The organism is Nocardioides sp. (assembly GCF_036493135.1).
In the GTDB taxonomy this organism is placed as follows: Bacteria; Actinomycetota; Actinomycetes; order Propionibacteriales; family Nocardioidaceae; genus Nocardioides.
On sequence record NZ_DASXQG010000011.1, the window covers coordinates 109,797 to 127,465 of the forward strand.

Here is a 17,669-nt window from a genome sequence, read left to right on the forward strand (position 1 = left end):
CCGCCGCCCGGACCGCCTGTCCGGAGCGACCACCGGTGCGGCAGGGTAGTCACGTGCCACATCACGACACCGACATCGCCATCATCGGAGCCGGGCCCGCCGGACTGTTCGCGGCCTACTACGCCGGGTTCCGCGGCCTCCGCGTCGCCGTCGTCGACTCCCTGCCCGAGCTCGGCGGCCAGGTCACCGCGATGTATCCGGAGAAGCAGATCCTCGACGTCGCGGGCTTCCCGTCGATCAAGGGGCGCGACCTGGTCGAGGGGCTGGTCGAGCAGGCCAACACCGCCGAGCCGGAGTACCTCCTCGACAAGACCGCCACCGGGCTGACCACCAGCGACGACGACGTCACGATCACCCTCGACGACGACACCACCGTCACCGCGAAGGCGCTCCTGATCACCGCCGGCATCGGCAAGTTCAGCCCGCGACCGCTGCCGGCGGGCGACGGCTGGCTCGGGCGTGGCATGGAGTTCTTCGTGCCGAGCTTCGCGCCGTACGCCGGGAAGGACGTCGTGATCGTGGGCGGAGGTGACTCGGCGTTCGACTGGGCGGTCCACCTCGAGCCGATGGCCAACTCGATCGCGCTGGTCCACCGCCGCGACGCGTTCCGCGCCCACGAGCGGACCGTCCAGGCGGTGCGTGACTCGAGGGTCGAGATCATCACCAAGGCGCAGGTCACCGGGCTGTTCGGCGAGCCGACCGTCTCCGAGGTCGAGATCACCGTCGACGGCCTGGAGCCGGTACGACGCCCGGCACAGGCCGTGGTCGCGGCGCTGGGGTTCCTGGCCGATCTCGGCCCCCTCCAGCAGTGGGGGATCGAGGTCGTGAAGCGGCACGTGGTCGTCGACGCCTCGATGCGGACCAACCTGCCGCGGGTCTTCGCGGCGGGCGACATCACGGAGTACCCGGGGAAGGTGCGGCTGATCGCGGTCGGCTTCGGTGAGGCGGCCACGGCCGTCAACAACGCCGCGGTCGTGATCGACCCCTCCGCGCACGTCTTCCCCGGGCACTCGAGCGAAGGCACCTGACCGATAGGCTCGGACCTACTGGCCGGTAGCAAGGGCGGCGGCCACGTCGGAAGGTGGTCTGCGTGCGCGTCGCTCTGCTGTCCTACCGCAGCAAACCGCACTGCGGCGGCCAGGGCGTCTACGTGCGCCACCTCAGCCGGGAGCTGGTCCGCCTCGGGCACGAGGTGGAGGTGTTCTCGGGTCAGCCGTACCCACAGCTCGACGACGGCGTCCGGCTGACGAAGGTGCCGAGCCTCGACCTGTACCGGGAGCCCGATCCCTTCCGCACCCCGCGCCGGCACGAGTACCGCGACCTCGTCGACGTCCAGGAGGTCGCGACGATGTGGACGGCCGGCTTCCCGGAACCCCGTACGTTCAGCCGCCGGGTGCTCCGGGTGCTGCGCGAACGGGCCGGTGACTTCGATGTCGTCCACGACAACCAGAGCCTCGGCACGGCACTGCGCGAGGTCGAGGCCGCGACCGGGCTCCCGCTGGTCGCCTCGATCCACCATCCGATCTCGATCGACCGCCGGATCGACCTCGCCCAGGCGCCGACCTGGCACAAGCGGCTCTCGGTGCGCCGCTGGTACGCCTTCGTGCGGATGCAGGCCCGCGTGGCCCGGGGCGTGCGGACGGTCCTCGTCCCGTCCGAGTCCTCCAAGCGGGACGTCGTGCGCGAGTTCGGCGTCGATCCCGGGCGGGTGCGGGTCGTCCTGCTCGGCGTCGACGACGGCTTCGTCCCACCGACGACGCCCCGGGTCACCGGCCGGATCCTGGCGATGGCGAGCGCGGACGCACCGCTCAAGGGCGTGGCCTCTCTGCTGGAGGCGTTCGCGAAGCTCCGTACCGAGCGCCCCGACCTCGAGCTGCTGCTGGTCGCCGAGCCGGCGCCCGGCGGCCGCACGGAGCAGCTGCTCGACTCGCTCGCCATCCGCGACCGCGTCCGCTTCGTGCACGGCGTCAGCGATGCCGAGCTGGTGGAGCTGATGGGCTCCGCCGAGGTCGCCTGCGTGCCGAGCCTCTACGAGGGCTTCTCGCTCCCGACCGCCGAGCTGATGGCCACGGCCACCCCGCTGGTCGTCTCCCGGGCCGGCGCCATCCCGGAGGTGGTCGGGCCGGACGGGCTCTGCGCCGACCTCGTGACGCCCGGTGACGTCGGTGAGCTCGCCACCGCGCTGGGCGCGTTACTGGACGACCCCGACCGCCAGGCCCGGTACGGCGCGGCGGGCCGCCGGCGGGTCCAGGAGCTGTTCAGCTGGCGGGCCGCCGCGGCCGCGACCGCAGCGGCGTACGACGACTCCGTGGAGGAGTTCAGGAGCACACGTGCTCACCGTTGACTTCGACCGCCTCGGCCTCCGGCCGGGGGAGCGGGTGCTCGACCTCGGCTGCGGCGCCGGACGGCACGCGTTCGAGGCGTACCGCCGCGGCGCAGACGTGATCGCCTTCGACCAGGACGCGGATGAGCTGGCGAAGGTCCGCGATCTCTTCGCGGCCATGAGGGCGGCCGGCGAGGTGCCCGACGGTGCCGAGGCCGACGTGAAGGAGGGCGACGCGCTCTCCCTGCCGTTCGCCGACGGCGAGTTCGACCGGATCGTGGCCGCCGAGATCCTCGAGCACCTCCCCGCGGACCTCCAGGCGCTGTCCGAGCTGGTCCGCGTGCTCCGGCCCGGCGGCACCATCGCGCTCACCGTGCCGCGCTGGTTCCCGGAGGTCGTCTGCTGGAGGCTCTCCCGGGAGTACCACGACATCCCCGGTGGCCACATCCGCATCTACACCGACGCCGAGCTCGTGACCAAGGCAGAGAACGCCGGCCTGGTGTACGACGGGCGCCACTACGCCCACGCCCTGCACTCGCCGTACTGGTGGATCAGGTGCGCGGTCGGCGTGGGCAACGACGACCACCCGCTCGCGAAGACGTACCACCGCCTCCTGGTCTGGGACATCATGAAGAAGCCGCGGGTGACCCGGTGGGCCGAGCGGGCGCTGAACCCGGCGCTGGGCAAGAGCCTCGTGGTCTACCTGCACAAGCCCGCCGGCGAGCACGAGGACGCCGATGGGTCCTGAGCTGCTCACCCCGACCGAGGCGGCCGCGTCCGGTGCGGCGATCGCCGCGGTGCAGGAGCCCGACGGCGCGATTCCGTGCACGGTCGGCGGTCACACCGACGTCTGGAACCACGTCGAGGCCGCGATGGCACTGCTCGTCGCCGGCCGGCTCGACGAGGTCGACCGTGCCTGGTCGTGGCTGCGGCACACCCAGCGCGCCGACGGGTCCTGGCCGATGAAGGTCGTCGGTGGCGTCGTCGAGGACGCGAGTGGCGAGTCGAACATGGCGGCGTACGTCGCGGTCGGGGTCTGGCACCACTGGCTGGTACGCCGTGAGCTCGGGTTCGTGGCGACCCACTGGCCCGTCGTACGTCGCGCCCTCGACCTGGTCTGCACCTTCCAGCTGCCGTTCGGCGGGATCGCCTGGTCGCAGGAGTGGCACCACGACGAGCCGGCCACGGTCAACGCCGACGCTCTGCTCGCCGGCTCGTCGAGCATCCACCACGCGCTACGGGCCGGGCTCACCCTGGCCGACCTGCTCGACGACCCACAACCCGAGTGGGAGCTGACCGCGGGTCGACTCGGCCACGCCCTGCGCGAGCACCGCGACCGGTTCCTGGACAAGTCGACGTTCTCGATGGACTGGTACTACCCGGTCCTGGGCGGCGCCGTCCGCGGAGACGCCGGCCGCGCGCTGCTCGCGTCCCGATGGAACGACTTCGTCGTCCCCGGCCTCGGGGTGCGCTGCGTCGACACCAACCCCTGGGTCACCGGGGCGGAGACCTGCGAACTGGTGCTGACGCTCGACGCACTCGGCGACCGGACGCGGGCGGTGACGTTGTTCGCGGACGCGCAGCACCTGCGGCAGCCCGACGGGTCCTACTGGACCGGCTATGTCTACGCGGACCAGGTCAGCTGGCCGGCCGAGCACACCACCTTCACGACCGCGGCCGCGCTGCTGGCGCACGACGCCCTCGCCGAGGTGAGCGGCGGCAGCGGCGTGATCCGCGGCACCGGGCTCGTGCCCGGGCCCGAGCCGCTCGGGCTCGAGTGCGGCTGCACCTCAGCCGACGCGCTCGCCGGGCGAGCCTGACCTTCGCGCGAGCACCCGGAGCGACCCGACCGCCTCGCGCTCCTCGAACGAGCCGGATGCCAGAGCCCGCAGGTAGACGTCGTACGGCGGGCGTCCACCGTCGGCGGGATCGGGGAACACGTCGTGGATCGCGAGCAATCCGCCGGCCATCACCCACCGGGCCCAGCCGTCGTAGTCGGCGTGCGCGGGCTCCTCGCCGTGCCCTCCGTCGATGAACAACAGCGACAGCGGTGTGCGCCAGTTCGCGGCGACCGTCGCAGACTCGCCGACGACGGCCACCACGACGTTCTCGAGCCCCGCCTCCTCGATCGTGCGGCGGAAGAACGGCAACGTGTCCATCCGTCCCGTGCGGGTGTCGAGGAGCGACTCGTCGTGGTGCTCCCACCCGGACTGGTTCTCCTCGGAGCCACGGTGGTGGTCGACGGTGAACACGACGCCACCGACCTCGCGCGCGGCGGCGCCGAGGTAGACCGCGGACTTGCCGCAGTAGGTGCCGACCTCGAGCACGGGCCCGTGGGGCAGACGTTCGCGGGCGAGTCGGTGCAGGGCCAGTCCCTCGTCGTGCGGCATGAACCCGCGCGCGGCACGGGCCAGGGCCAGCAGGTCCCTCTCGTCGGCAGGGCTCATCGACGCGCGCGGTGCCACTCGAGGTAGCGCTCGACCGCGCGGACGACGTGCTCGGAGCGGATCGAGGGGAACACGTCGAAGGCGTGCTGCGTGCCGGGGAACTCGGCGTACGCAACGCTGCTCTTCGAGGTCTCGCGCAGGGCCGCGACGAAGAGTCGGGCCTGCTCGACCGCGACCAGCGAGTCGCGCGCTCCGTGGACCACGAAGAAGTCGGGGGCGTCCTCGGTGATCCGGAGGATCGGCGAGCCCTGCTCGAAGACCTCCGGGTCCTCGTCCCAGGTGGCCCGGACCACCCGGGGCGCGAGATAGCGGTCGCGCATCAGCAGCGCGTTCCTGAGCCCGGTCGCGCCGGCCAGGTCGTAGACGCCGTAGAACGGCACGGTCGCCTGGACCCGGGTGTCCTTGCCCTCGAAGCCGGGCTGGTACGCCGGGTCGTTCGGCGTGAGCGCGGCGAGGGCGGTCAGATGGCCGCCGGCCGAGCCGCCGGTGATCACGACGTACGACGGGTCGCCGCCGTACTCCTCGATGTGGTCCTTGACCCACGCGATCGCCCGCTTCACGTCGATGATCTGGGCGGGGAAGGCGTCACGGGGCGCGAGCCGGTAGTTGATGGCGACGCAGACCCAGCCGCGTTCGGCCATCCGGTGCATGAGCGGGATGCCTTGCTGGTCCTTGGAGCCCATCGTCCAGCCCCCACCGTGCACCTCCAGCAGAACCGGGGCGCCGACCACGTCTCGGCCGGCGGGTCGATAGACGTCGAGCATCCCGCGTCGGCCGGCGTCCGTGTACGCGATGTTCCGGTCCACGCGGACGCGTGGGTTGCGACGGGAGAAGGGGTTGAGCAGCTTGCGCCACGGGGTGGCCAGGTCGACCCGCGTCGGCCGCTCGCCGGGCCGGTCGGCGTACTCCTCCCCGAGACTGTCGACCAGCGACTGCTCGGCGAGCACCTGGACCTGCCGGCCCTGCCGGACCAGATAGGTCAGCCCGAGCGCCGTCCCGGCGGCGAGGACCAGCCCGAGCCGGCTGCGGTGAGCACGGCCGCGGGTCAGGTGGACCGCGGTGTCGGCCGCGGTCAGGGCCAACAGCTGGGGCGCGAGCTCTGCGGTCGGCCACCCGAAGGCGAAGGAGATCAGACCGCCGCGCAGGTTCCAGGCCGGTGGGCGGACGGCGTTGGCGGTGAGGGCGGCGGTGACCAGACGGCGGCGGAGAAAGGACACCCCTCGGATGCTACCCAGCGGTAACCGGTCTCGAGGACGGTGTCCCGAGACCGGGACGCGTGTCCCGGGAAGTCGGGACGCCTGCCTCTCACCCCGGGCCGGTGAACGTTGCAGGGTGGTGGCACCGAGAGGACCAGGGGACACGGGACCGAGATGGAGCGACTGACCGAACGCGAACGCGAGGTGCTGACGCTGATCGCCAGAGGGATGTGCAACAGCGAGATCGCGGGGGAGCTGTACCTCAGCCAGGCCACGGTGAAGACCCACGTGGCGCGCGTGCTGCGGAAGATGGAGCTGCGCGACCGCACCCAGGCGGTGGTCGCGGCGTACGACCTCGGGATCGTCCGGCCGCGGAGCGTCGACCCGTCCAGCGAGCTGCTGCTCGCCTGGGCCTGACCCGGCTCGCGCCGGCGTCTGGCGGGAGCCGGGGGATGCGCTTCTATGCTGCCTGCATGGCATCGCGCGCATCCAACTTCTGCATCGACGCAGCTGATCCCTACGCCCAGACCATGTGGTGGGAGCAGGTGCTCGAGGACTTCACCGTCGACGACTCCTGGGCGATGTCCCCCGACGACGACGAGTGCGGCCTCACCGGGCCGGACGACCGGTACCTGCTGTTCCTCAAGGTGCCCGAGCCGAAGACCGTCAAGAACCGCATGCACATCTGCCTGCGCCCGACCGACCGCGGCCGGGACGAGGAGATCGAGCGGATCCTCGGCCTCGGCGCAACGCTGGTGGATGACCTGCGCAACGGTGAACGCGGGTGGGCCGTGCTGGCCGATCCCGAGGGCAACGAGTTCTGCGTGCTGACGCCGTACCGCCCGTCGACCGAGACCACGCCGGAGTGAGTGCCCCGGGGTCCGCGTCGTAGCACGGACGGATGGCGGGCCGGTGACAATTTCGTGAAGGTCTCTAGTCAGGTGGGGTTGCCTGCCGATATGTTCGGGCACGAAACATACATCGGTACGGCGCCCCGCCGTACCGCCGGACGGGAAGGCGCAGCCGAATGCGCAGGACCACAGCTTCGATCGGAATCCTCGGAGTCGCGGCGGCACTCAGCCTCACCGCGTGCGGCTCGAGCAACAGCAGCAGCCCCAGTGCAGGGGGCTCCAGCACGAGCAGCGCCGGAGTCACCGCCGCGTGCAGCCTGGACAACCCACCGCAGAGCGGGGCGAGTCTGCCCAAGACCGTCGACCTCGGCAAGACCAGCGGCAAGGTCGGCGTGATCCTGCCCGACACGACGTCGTCGACGCGCTACACGCAGTACGACGCTCCGCTGCTCACGCAGGCGCTCAAGGCCGCGGGCATCACCCCCGACGTGCAGAACGCCCAGGGAGACAAGAACAAGTTCGCTTCGATCGCGCAGAGCATGATCGGCGAGGGTGTCAAGGTCCTGATCATCGACTCGATCGACGCCGCCTCGGGTGCCGGCGTCGAGCGTCAGGCCCAGAAGGCCGGCGTGAAGGTCATCGACTACGACCGCGTCAACCTCGGTGGCGTCGCGCCGTACTACGTGTCCTTCGACAACGAGGACGTCGGCAAGCTTCAGGCCCAGACGCTGCTCGACTGCCTCAAGGCCCAGGGCGTCGACAGCCCGAAGATCATCATGATGGACGGCGGCACCGACGTGGACAACAACGCGGTGCTGTTCAAGAAGGGCGCGCACGAGGTGCTCGACAACAGCAGCGCCGACATAGTCGGCGAGGCTGTCGTCAAGGGCTGGCTCGTGCAGAATGCCGCGCCCGCGTTCACCGGTGCGCTGACCGCCGCTGGTGGCCAGGTCGACGGTGTGCTCGCCGCGAACGACGACATCGCGAACGCGGTGATCGGTGTGCTGAAGAACAACAACCTCGCCGGCAAGGTGGCCGTCACTGGTCAGGACTCCGGTACCGAGGGTCTGCAGAACATCGTCACCGGGCAGCAGAGCATGACGGTCTTCAAGAACGTCAAGCTTGAGGCCAACGCCGCCGCCCAGCTCGCTATCGCGCTGATCGCCGGCAAGGATCCGAAGGCCGCCGGCATGGAGCTGACGGACTTCGCGGACCCGGAGTCGCCGGACCACAAGATCCAGGCCCTGCTCCTGCCCGCCCAGGTGATCACCCAGGCAAACATCGACGACGTCGTCACGGCTGGTGCGCTCACCACTGCGGAGATCTGCAAGGGCATCGAGTCCCAGTGCTCTGACCTCGGTCTGCAGTAGAACTGGGGAAGACATCGACGCGTGGCGGCCGGGCGAGGTGTCCGGCCGCCACGGGTGGGTCTGACCGACGCACCGACTGGCAAGGGGTGAGCATCGTGTCCGAACCGATCCTGTCGGCCCGGAAGCTCAACAAGAGCTTCGGGCCGGTCCATGTGCTCCACGACGTGGACCTCGACGTCTACCCCGGCGAGGTCACCGCCGTGGTCGGCGACAACGGTGCGGGGAAGTCGACGCTGGTGAAGTGCTTCGCCGGCATCAACTCGATCGACAGCGGCGAGATCGTCTTCGAGGGCAAGCCGGTGTCCCTTCATGACCCGCGGGATGCGACTGCCCTCGGCATCGAGTTCGTCTACCAGGACCTGGCCCTGGCCGACAACCTCGACATCACCCAGAACATGTTCCTGGGCCGCGAGCTCACGGCGGTCGGTTCGCTGCTGTCGGACGGTGAGATGGAGCAGCAGGCGCGCAAGACCCTGGAGAGCCTGTCGGTGCGCACCGTGTCGTCGGTGCGTCAACTGGTCGCGAAGCTCTCGGGGGGTCAGCGCCAGACGGTCGCCATCGCCAAGGCGGTGCTCTGGAACAGCAGGGTGGTGTTCCTCGATGAGCCGACCGCGGCGCTGGGCGTCGCCCAGACCCGTCAGGTGCTCGACCTGGTACGCCGGCTCGCAGACCAGGGCCGCGGGGTCGTCCTGATCTCCCACAACATGAACGACGTGATGGAGGTCGCCGACCGGGTGGTGGCCCTGTACCTCGGTCGCGTCGCAGCCGAGGTCATGAAGAAGGACAGCAGCACGACGCAGATCGTCGAGCTGATCACGTCCGGTCGGAGCGGAGACATCGGTCTCGCCGCGGCTACCGCCAACGAGAGCATCTGAGGGAGGACCTCGTGTCGGACCAGACTCCCGAGACCAGCGTCGCCGCGGACACCATGCCCGGTGACCGGGCCAGCGCTTTCTCTCTCGACATCGAGGAGCGCTCCATCGGCGACGCCATCAGAGGCTGGGTGAGTCGGTTGCGTACCGGCGACCCGGGGGCCCTGCCGTCGGTGCTCGGCCTGATCATCCTCGCGATCATCTTCAACCAGGTCAGTGACCGCTTCCTGACCAGGTACAACATCGGGAACATCCCAGGCCAGGGTGCCTACATCGCCGTGATCGGGCTCGGCCTGGTGTTCGTGCTGCTTCTGGGCGAGATCGACCTGTCCGCCGGCACCGCCGGCGGATGCGCTGCGGCGATCGCCGCTGTCGCGGTCGTCCACGGAGAGCTGCACGGGTCGCTGCCCGGACTGCTCTGGTGGTCACTCGTGGTGGGGCTGCTCATCGGCGTCGCCCTCGCGGTCTGGCTGAAGGCCTGGTCGGCGGCCGTCGTGGTGGCCCTCGGCTGGGTGCTGGTGGTCACCAACCTCACCCAGCACCTGTTCCTCGCCCTGGTCGCGGCCGTCTGCATCGGGGCCGCGATCGGCGTCCTGAACGGGTATCTGGTCGCCAAGGTCGGCATCCCCAGCTTCGTGGTGACGCTCGCGCTGTTCCTGGCCTGGCAGGGTGTCTTGCAGTTCGCGCTCAGTGGCCAGCCGATCAACACGTCGAACTACGCCCTCTGGAACAACCTGGCCTACGGCACGCTCAGCGTCACGATGAGCTGGGTGTTCACGATCGTGGTGGTGGGCGGCTACGTCGCCTACACGCTCGTCACCTCGATCCAGGCCAAGCGCAAGAACCTGGCTCACGACCGCCTGAACCTGGTGCTCCTGCGCGGCGGCGTGCTGGCCGTGGCGGCGATCGCTGTCACCGCGTTCTTCGTGCAGAACCGCGGTGTCCTCGTCAGCGCGCCCAAGCAGGGCATCCCGACGCCGGCGGTGATCGTCATCGTGTTGATGATCCTGTGCACCTTCGCCCTCACCAAGACCACCTGGGGCAGGCATCTCTACGCGACCGGCGGCAACGCCGAGGCCGCCCGGCGCGCCGGCATCGACGTTGCCCATATCAAGGTGACGGCCTTCGTCCTGTGCTCGGCTTTCGGCGCCCTGGGCGGCATCATGCTCGCGTCGTCGCAGTCCTCCGCGTCGTTGGACCTCGGGTCCGGCAACGTCCTGCTGTTCGCCGTCGCCGCCGCGGTCATTGGTGGTACGTCGCTCTTCGGTGGCCGCGGCAAGCCTCGCGACGCCATCATCGGGGCCCTGGTGATCGCGATCATCCCCAACGGTCTGAGCCTGAAGCCCAGCATCAACCCGCAGTGGCAGTCCGTGATCACCGGCGTGGTGCTGCTGGTGGCAGCGGCCATCGACGCGGTGTCGCGTCGCCGAGCCGCGAGGTCCTGAGCTCGCGGTGAGGACGCGGCGTACGTCAGGGGCGGTCCGCCGAGACGACATCAGGCAGCACAATCTGTCGCTGGTCCTCAGCCACGTCCATCGCGACGGGGCTCTGACCCGGGCTGAGCTCACCCAACGGCTCCACCTGAGCCGCTCCACCGTCGGCGCCCTCGTCGCGGAGCTCGCCCTGCTCGAGCTCGTCCAGGAGGTCGTCCCGACCGGCGGCGTCGGGGTGGGTCGACCCTCGCACGTGGTCGCCCCGCACGCCGCCGGCCCGTACGCAGTGGGCGTCGACGTCGACATCGCACACGTGACAGTCGCCGCCATCACGCTCGGGGGCACCATCGCCGCCCGCGAGGTGATCGCGACGGACGGCGTCGTGCAGCCCGACGGCCTGGTCCGCCTCGTCGTCGATGCCCTTGCCCCGCTGCGCTCGGCCGTCGCGTCTCCGGGACGGATGAGCGGTGTGGGCGTCAGCGTCCCCGGCACGGTCGATGTCACCTCGCGCTGCGTCGGGGTGGCGCCCAACCTGGGCTGGGAGGGCGTGCCGCTGGGCGAGATGCTCCAGGATGTGCTGCCCCCGCAAGTGCCCGTGGTCCTCGGGAACGACGCGGACCTGGCGGTCCTCGCCGAGCACCAACGGGGCAACGCTCGCGACTGCGACGACGTGGTGTTCCTGATCGGGCGCATCGGTGTTGGTGCCGGAATCATCATCAACGGCGTGCCCGTCCACGGCCGCGACGGCCGCGCGGGCGAGATCGGACACAACGTCCTCGACCCGACCGGGCCTCTGTGTCACTGCGGTAAGCACGGCTGCATCGAGACGTTCCTCGGGGAGAGCGCGCTCCTTGACCTGGCCGGACGACGACTTCCCCGTACGGACGCCCGGGTGGCCGCGCTCTTCGCCGACGCCCGCGACGGCGACACCGCTGCCCTGGGCGCGGTCAAGGCGGCCGCGGAGACGCTCGGTCGGACCATCGCCAACCTGCTCAACACCCTCAACCCCGAACGTGTGATCCTGGGAGGCTCGATGGGCGAGGTGCTCGATCTCGCACGTCCCGAGGTCGAGGCCGCCGTCACCCGCTACACGTTCGGGGCCGCCGGACCCGGCGTCGTCCTGTCCCTGCCAGCCTTCGGCCCGGACTCCGCGCTGGTCGGAGCGGGCGAGGTCGCCTTCACCGCCCTCCTGGCGGATCCTCGCTGACTCCTCAGGGCGTCAGGGCGTCGGGGTGCCGTAGACCTCGAGCTCGCTGAGGTCGGTGAAGGCGCAGCCGGAGTAAGCGCCGCCCCCGCCGCTGCAGTTCGACGCGTAGCTCGGGGTCTGGTTGCTGGTCAGCGACAGGCGCACGTACTTCACACCGCTCGCCCCCGCCACCGGCGGGATCGGGTTCATCTTGCCGTTGGCGTTGGCGTCGAAGGTGCCCGTTGCCGCGACGATCCAGGGACCGGTGGCCGTCGTGGCCGAGGTCTCGAGCCTGTAGCCGGCGGTGGAGGCGCTCGCGCCATCGCCGCACCCTGCAGACGGGTCCATCGCGAAGTTGCTGACGTCGACCTGGTCGCCGAGCTTGATCACGATCTTCCGGCTGACGTAACCGTTCCCGCTGTCGAACGACGTCGTGCTCCAGGCGGTGGCCTGGCTGAGGTCGATGACCTCGCTCGGGCCGCACCCGCTGTAGTTCGGACCGGTGTGTGACGTGATCGACGCGCCGCCCGACGAGGCGGCCCAGTCACGGCGGGTCTGCAGATTGACCGTGGCGCCGCTCGAGGTCACCTTGACCGGTTTGGCCGAGGGCTCGTAGCCCCCGCCCAGGACCGTGATCTTGCCGTAGTGGCCCACCGGGACGCCGCCGATCGCGTAGTGACCCGAGCCGTCGGTGACATCCGTCGGGTTGGTCTTGCCGCCGCCCTGGAACGCCAGCGTGACCGGCACGCCCACGATCGGGTCATGGGTGATCGGATCGGTCACGGTGCCCGCGACCTTCCCCAGCTTGAGGTGGGCCGGCGGCATCGCGAAGCTCGCTGAGGGGGTGGCGTCGTTCCCGCCGAGCGAGCCGGCGAGGTAGCCCATGCCGCGGTGCGCGAAGACCTTCCAGATCGCGTGGCGGTGCTTGCCGCGGAAGACGGAGTTGTCCGCGACCAGGATCGCGTTGCGCATGTCGAGGAACGACGGGTTGTACGGCGCGAGCTCCATCGCCCGGGTCACCAGCGACTCCGACTTCTTGGAGCCGAGCTTGTTGCGCAGGTCCCAGAGGGTCTGCGCCCAGATCTCGCCGTCCCCGTGGACCTCGGGCCCGCCCACGACGTTGCCGTAGTCGGCGTACGTGTATCCGCCGCGGTGGCCGCTGGTGCCTCCGTTGCACAGCCTTGCCTTCTGCCGGACCTTGCAGTCGATCGGCTCGGTGCGGTCGAAGTTGACGCCCTCCCCGTCGTAGACGAACAGCCGGACGTCCGCCTTGTGCCGGCGGTCTCGCTGGAGGTGCTTCCTGACCAGGTAGTCCATGGCGTACCAGTCGCTCCAGGCCTCGCCCATGGCGCCTGCCTGGACGCCGCCGAGGGTGCTGCGACCACGGACGTCGACGTTCAGCCGGTTGGACAGGCCGTGCGTGTACTCGTGGTAGACCGTGTCCGCCTCGTCACCGACGTTGGTCGGGGAGAACGGGTCGCCGCCGGGGTACGCCGTGTGCGGCTGGTGCTGCAGATACATCTGCATGGTCGGTCGGTGGCCGTCCGGGGGCGTCGACATGTTGGCGTTGTCGATGTGGGAGCCGTCGGGAAGACCCTTGAGCCCGTCCGCCTTCCGGCCGGTGTTCGCGCCGTCGTCGGTCTGGGTGGCGACCGGGTCGCCGGCCTTGCCGTGCTTGCCGTGGTTCTTCAGCTGGAAGTTGCCGGCCGCCTCGGTGAAGCCGATCGGGGCGTTCATCAGGTGGTCGTGCCAGTTGTTGACGAAGTAGAAGACCTGGGTGGCGTTCTGCGCCCGGTTGACGCGCCAGGAGTAGGCCTTGTTCGGGTTCCACGAGCAGGGCCAGGGCTTGCCACAGAACTTCTTGGCGAAGCCGAGGTGGAACGGCTTGAGCCGGTAGCCCCACGAGTGGCCCTTGAGGGGGCGGACCTCCTCGGACTTGTCGGGCTTGTTGTTGTCGTTCACGTCGGAGAACGCGTGGGAGTTGTTCCCGCTCAGGTCGCGCGCGCGTGCGCCGAGCCAGCCCTTCTTGGTGAAGTCGACCTTGATCTGGCGACCGCCGCGGCGCGAACCGGGGAAGAACTGGTACGCCCGGCCGGTGCTGTGCTCGTACTGGGTGAGCGGCGTGCGCAGGAGGACCTCGCCGGTGACCGCGTCGATGATGGTCGTGGCCGGCGTCTCGGAGGACGTCACCACGGTCTCCCAGGCCGGGCGGAGTCCGTCGCCGGTGTCGAAGACGACCTGTTGGGCGGTGTCGTCGGCGGTGTCGGCTCCGGGCGCGACCGGACCACGGGTGCGGGCGAGGGCCTCGGCGCCGGTGGTGATCGTCAGCGCGGAGGCGGGCGGGAGCTTGTGCGCGGGAGAGGTGCTGATCGGCATGCCGCCGACCGTCAGCAGGTGACCGCCACGGTTCACCGAGGCGGTCAGGCCGTTGCGGGCGACCTTGCCGTGGCCGATCCTCTGGGTGAAGTAGAGGTGATGGATGCCCGTGAGGTCCTTGTAGTCGCGCGCCAGGCGGAACGTCGTGAGGTCGTGGACCGTGAGGCCGAGCGCCGTGTGGTGGTGGCGGACGTAGCGCAGGGCGATCTTGCGGGGGGACTTGTGGCTCGGGCCGGTGAGGTAGCCATTGAGGTTGCCGAGGAACCGCACCGTGCCCGTGGTGCCGCTGATGTCGAGCACGGTGCCCTTGGGCTGACTCGCGCGGAAGGTCTTGCTGGCAGGCTGGCGGGCCACCCGGCTCGCCGTGCGCAGCGACCGGGTCACCGCCGAGCCGCCCTGGTCGGTGACGTCCACGTAGCTGTCGCGGACCCCTTCGCCGACCGAGGCACGGGGCGAACGATGGGCGGCGGCGCTGCCACCACTTCCGGTCCCGCTGGCGTACGACGTCCCGGCGGCGAAGCCGGCGACGGTCAGTGACGCGACCGCGGCGACGGCCATGCCGGCACGACGACGTCCCGGCCCGAAGTGGTGGATCATCTTGCCCCCTGTCAGGACCGTCGGTCGACGGCCGGGCCAAATCTCCCCCAGCGGCCCGGGGAGAGCAAGGACCATTCGGTCTCAAACCGGTTACAGGTCAGCCGGTCGGACTCAGCGGGATCCGGTCGTTGCACGCCGCCCCACGGCAGTCGAGGTGCGCGGCGTACCACGTCTGGAGCAGCTCCTGCGCGCTGCCCGGCCCGGGATCGCTGCTGTAGGAGTTGTCCATCTGCCACGGGTCCACGGTGCGGTCGTAGAACTCCCAGTCGCCGGTCTGGTAGTGGACCAGCGAGTAGGGGCCCCACACGACGCCGCTGTAGAACCGCCCGATCGAGTCCGTGCCCAGGGAGCCCATGTCGGGGTACTGCGCCGCGGATCCCTCGATCTCGATCGGGCGGCGCGCGAAGGACGCCGGTTGCGCCAGCACCTCCTGCAGCGGGACCCCGTCGGCGCCGTGCGACCGTCTGACCCCGGCGAGCCGCCGGAACGTGGCGGTGAGGTCGGCGAGGCTCACCGTCTGGTCGGCTCGCCGACCACCGCTGAACCCGGGGCCGCGGATGACGAGCGGCACGTGCACGGACTCCTCGTAGGCCTTGTTCTTGTCCGTCAGGTCGTGCTCGCGGAGCATGAATCCGTTGTCCGAGGTGAAGATCAGCACGGTGCTCTTCAGCTCGTGCTGCTCGCGGAGCGTCTCGACCACGCGCTTCACGGTCTTGTTCACGCTCTGGAGGGCCTGGACCCGTTTCCTCTCGAAGGTCCTCGGATAGATCTTCGGGGTGGTCGGTCGCGCGGCGTACTCCTGTAGCCAGGCGGGCTTGTCCGTCAGGTCGGTCTCCCCGACGGAGGGAGAGACACGCAGAGCCGGCCGGCCGCCCTGGCGCGCGGCGTTCTGCACCCCGGGCGCTCGGAATCGTCCGCCTCCCTTGCGCTGCTTGTGGGGGGCGATCGTGCTGTCGACCAGGAAGAAGGGCCGCCAGCCACGTGACCAGGCCTTGATCCGGGACAGCAGTAGCTGGCGCGTGTAGACCTCGCGATAGCCGTGCGCGACGTGGAAGTGACCGTTGATCGCGAAGCCGTTCGACCAGTAGTCGTAGACGTCCTGCACCGGGCTCGCGAAGTACGTCCAGTCGGGCTGGTCGAAGTGCCGTGAGCCCCCGAAGTCGTTGAGGTACTTGCCGATCCACCCGGTCCGGTAGGCGCGGTCGTCGAGCCACTGTGGCAGCAGGTCCTGGACGTCGTTGTGCTCGGCGAAGACGTGGTAGCCGCCGTGAGTCGCGGTGTTGTTCCCGATCGTCAGATGGTTGTGGGCGAGCTTGCCCGTCAGCAGCGTCGCTCGGGCCGGGCAGCACAACGAGTCGGCGCTGATCGCTCGCGTGAACGTGACTCCGGACCGCTGGAGATGGCGTACGGCAGGCAGGTAGCGCAGCTCGTCGGCGCGCATGTCGTCGGTGAGGATCAGCACGATGTTGGGCCGGGACGTGTGCGCTGCGGCTCGCTCGGACGCGCTGGCGGTCGGTACGGCGTCCAGGGCCGGCGGCAGGGCCGTGAGGAGGGACGCGAGCAGTGCCGCGGCGGCGAGCGCAGCGAGAGCCAGGCCCTTGCGTCGGGGCGCGCGAAGAGGCGTCGAGAAGATCCGCGTCATGCCGGCTCAGACGCGGGTCCGAGGAGGTCGGTTCGGCGCGACCTCCGGCCCACTCGTCGCGGTGCATAGCATCGTGGCATGACGGATACTCCCCAGATCCCCGACGAATCGTCCAATCTGCGCCATGGTTCCCGGATGCCGCTGCTCGGGTTCGGCACCTGGCAGATCAAGGGTGACGACGCCGTCCGCGCCACGGCGGTCGCGCTCGAGGCCGGCTACCGCCACCTGGACACGGCGACCGTGTACGGCAACGAGAGCGAGGTCGGTCGTGGCCTCGCCGACAGCGGCGTACCCCGGGACGACGTGTTCGTCACGACCAAGTGCCCGCCGAGCAACGCGGGCCGCGGCCTCGACACGCTGCGCCGGAGTCTCGACAACCTCGGCACCGACCACGTCGACCTCTGGCTGATCCACTGGCCGGGCGACGGCTCGGCCAACAGCGACCTCTGGGGCGAGTTCGTCGAGGCCAATGAGGCGGGGCTGGCACGCGAGATCGGGGTCAGCAACTTCGACGCCGCGCTCCTCGACGAGGTGACGAAGGCGGCCGGCGTGACGCCGGCGGTCAACCAGATCGAGTGGAGCCCACTGCTGTACGACGGGGCCACCGTCGCCGAGCACCGGGACCGCGACATCGTGCTCGAGGGATACAGCGCCCTGCGCGGCGGAACGCTCACTCACCCGGTGATAGTAGGCATCGCCGACCGGCTCGGCCGTACCGCCGCGCAGGTGATCATCCGCTGGCACCTCCAGCACCGTTTCGTGGTGATCCCGAAGTCGGTCAACCCCGACCGCATCCGCTCCAACGCCGATGTCGGCGGGTTCGAGCTGGCCGATGACGACATGTCCGCTCTCGACGCCCTCGGCGGCGCCGCCGGTTGAGAAGGCCGGGGCAGGGCGAGTGCTGAGGAGACGTGGTGACCACCGAGTCGTTCGACCGGGAGTTCTGGGAACGCCGCTGGACGCAGGTCATCCGCGAGCATCCGGACCAGGTGGCGGGGCGACCACCGAACGCCCACCTGCTCGGTCAGGTCGGAGACCTGCCGCCGGGTCGCGCCCTCGACGCCGGGTGCGGGCACGGCGCGGAGGCGATCTGGCTCGCGGCGTCGGGATGGCAGGTCACCGCGGTCGACTTCTCCGCGGCCGCGCTCGAGCACGCCAGGACGACGGCCCGTGCCATCGGGGCGGACGTGGTCGAGCGCATCGACTGGGTCGAGGGTGACCTCGGGAGCTGGACCCCGGCGCCCCGGCACTTCGACCTCGTCAGCTGCCTCTACGTGCACGTCAACGGGTCGGTCGCAGAGATGGTGACCAGACTCGGCAACGGCGTCGCGCCGGGCGGGACCCTGTTCCTGGTCGGCCACCTTCCGGTGGATCCC

16 protein-coding genes are annotated in these 17,669 nt (G+C 70.2%); 12 read left to right on the top strand and 4 right to left on the bottom strand.

The window, feature by feature from the left end; translation table 11 throughout:
• Nucleotides 1-53: 53 nt before the first annotated feature.
• From VGJ24_RS01935 to VGJ24_RS01950, 4 genes are all read left to right on the top strand, one after another.
• The gene (locus VGJ24_RS01935) at nt 54-1,028 is read left to right on the top strand and encodes an NAD(P)/FAD-dependent oxidoreductase (protein ID WP_331498782.1); all 975 of its coding nucleotides are present in this window, start codon (nt 54-56) and stop codon (nt 1,026-1,028) included.
• A 62-nt stretch (nt 1,029-1,090) separates the two neighbouring features.
• A complete protein-coding gene (locus tag VGJ24_RS01940; RefSeq protein ID WP_331498783.1) occupies nt 1,091-2,344 on the top strand; it encodes a glycosyltransferase family 4 protein in 1,254 nt (417 codons plus the stop codon).
• Nucleotides 2,331-3,071 carry a class I SAM-dependent methyltransferase gene (locus VGJ24_RS01945; protein ID WP_331498784.1) on the top strand — a complete coding sequence of 247 codons (741 nt, stop codon included), beginning with the start codon at nt 2,331-2,333 and terminating at the stop codon, nt 3,069-3,071. The genes VGJ24_RS01940 and VGJ24_RS01945 overlap by 14 nt, the downstream gene beginning before the upstream one ends.
• Complete coding sequence (locus VGJ24_RS01950; RefSeq protein WP_331498785.1) at nt 3,061-4,143, top strand: prenyltransferase; 1,083 nt, start codon at nt 3,061-3,063, stop codon at nt 4,141-4,143. Before VGJ24_RS01945 ends, VGJ24_RS01950 begins: the two co-directional genes overlap by 11 nt.
• Here the strand turns inward: VGJ24_RS01950 and VGJ24_RS01955 are convergent.
• Nucleotides 4,114-4,770 (bottom strand): class I SAM-dependent methyltransferase, encoded by a 657-nt coding sequence (locus VGJ24_RS01955; protein WP_331498786.1) that lies wholly within the window; start codon nt 4,768-4,770, stop codon nt 4,114-4,116. The two genes, VGJ24_RS01950 and VGJ24_RS01955, sit on opposite strands and share 30 nt — an antisense overlap.
• A complete protein-coding gene (locus tag VGJ24_RS01960; protein WP_331498787.1) occupies nt 4,767-5,987 on the bottom strand; it encodes an alpha/beta hydrolase in 1,221 nt (406 codons plus the stop codon). The genes VGJ24_RS01955 and VGJ24_RS01960 overlap by 4 nt, the downstream gene beginning before the upstream one ends.
• Nucleotides 5,988-6,140: 153 nt before the next feature.
• Between VGJ24_RS01960 and VGJ24_RS01965 the strand changes: the two genes are divergently transcribed.
• The 6 genes from VGJ24_RS01965 (at nt 6,141) to VGJ24_RS01990 (ending at nt 11,699) form a co-directional block, all read left to right on the top strand.
• Nucleotides 6,141-6,383 (top strand): response regulator transcription factor, encoded by a 243-nt coding sequence (locus tag VGJ24_RS01965; protein ID WP_331498788.1) that lies wholly within the window; start codon nt 6,141-6,143, stop codon nt 6,381-6,383.
• 56 nt (nt 6,384-6,439) lie between these two features.
• On the top strand, nt 6,440-6,835 hold the full coding sequence (locus VGJ24_RS01970) for a VOC family protein (RefSeq protein WP_331498789.1): 396 nt from the start codon (nt 6,440-6,442) through the stop codon (nt 6,833-6,835).
• A gap of 158 nt (nt 6,836-6,993) precedes the next feature.
• Entirely contained in the window at nt 6,994-8,187 is a 1,194-nt protein-coding gene (locus VGJ24_RS01975; RefSeq protein WP_331498790.1) for a sugar ABC transporter substrate-binding protein, read from the top strand.
• 95 nt (nt 8,188-8,282) lie between these two features.
• The gene (locus tag VGJ24_RS01980) at nt 8,283-9,062 is read left to right on the top strand and encodes an ATP-binding cassette domain-containing protein (protein ID WP_331498791.1); all 780 of its coding nucleotides are present in this window, start codon (nt 8,283-8,285) and stop codon (nt 9,060-9,062) included.
• 11 nt (nt 9,063-9,073) lie between these two features.
• Complete coding sequence (locus tag VGJ24_RS01985; RefSeq protein WP_331498792.1) at nt 9,074-10,504, top strand: sugar ABC transporter permease; 1,431 nt, start codon at nt 9,074-9,076, stop codon at nt 10,502-10,504.
• A 7-nt stretch (nt 10,505-10,511) separates the two neighbouring features.
• Nucleotides 10,512-11,699: an ROK family protein gene (locus tag VGJ24_RS01990; protein ID WP_331498793.1), complete on the top strand. Its 1,188-nt coding sequence runs from the start codon at nt 10,512-10,514 to the stop codon at nt 11,697-11,699.
• Nucleotides 11,700-11,711: 12 nt separating this feature from the next.
• On the opposite strand, the gene VGJ24_RS01995 is transcribed toward VGJ24_RS01990, so the two are convergent.
• Complete coding sequence (locus VGJ24_RS01995; protein WP_331498794.1) at nt 11,712-14,651, bottom strand: M36 family metallopeptidase; 2,940 nt, start codon at nt 14,649-14,651, stop codon at nt 11,712-11,714.
• A 97-nt stretch (nt 14,652-14,748) separates the two neighbouring features.
• Nucleotides 14,749-16,293, bottom strand: a complete 1,545-nt coding sequence (locus VGJ24_RS02000) for a sulfatase-like hydrolase/transferase (protein ID WP_331498795.1) — start codon at nt 16,291-16,293, stop codon at nt 14,749-14,751.
• Between the two features lie 78 nt (nt 16,294-16,371).
• Here VGJ24_RS02000 and VGJ24_RS02005 point away from each other — a divergent pair, with 78 nt between their 5' ends.
• Nucleotides 16,372-17,172, top strand: a complete 801-nt coding sequence (locus VGJ24_RS02005) for an aldo/keto reductase (RefSeq protein WP_331498796.1) — start codon at nt 16,372-16,374, stop codon at nt 17,170-17,172.
• Between the two features lie 35 nt (nt 17,173-17,207).
• On the top strand, nt 17,208-17,669 hold a 462-nt coding region (locus VGJ24_RS02010), incomplete at its 3' end, for a class I SAM-dependent methyltransferase (RefSeq protein WP_331498797.1).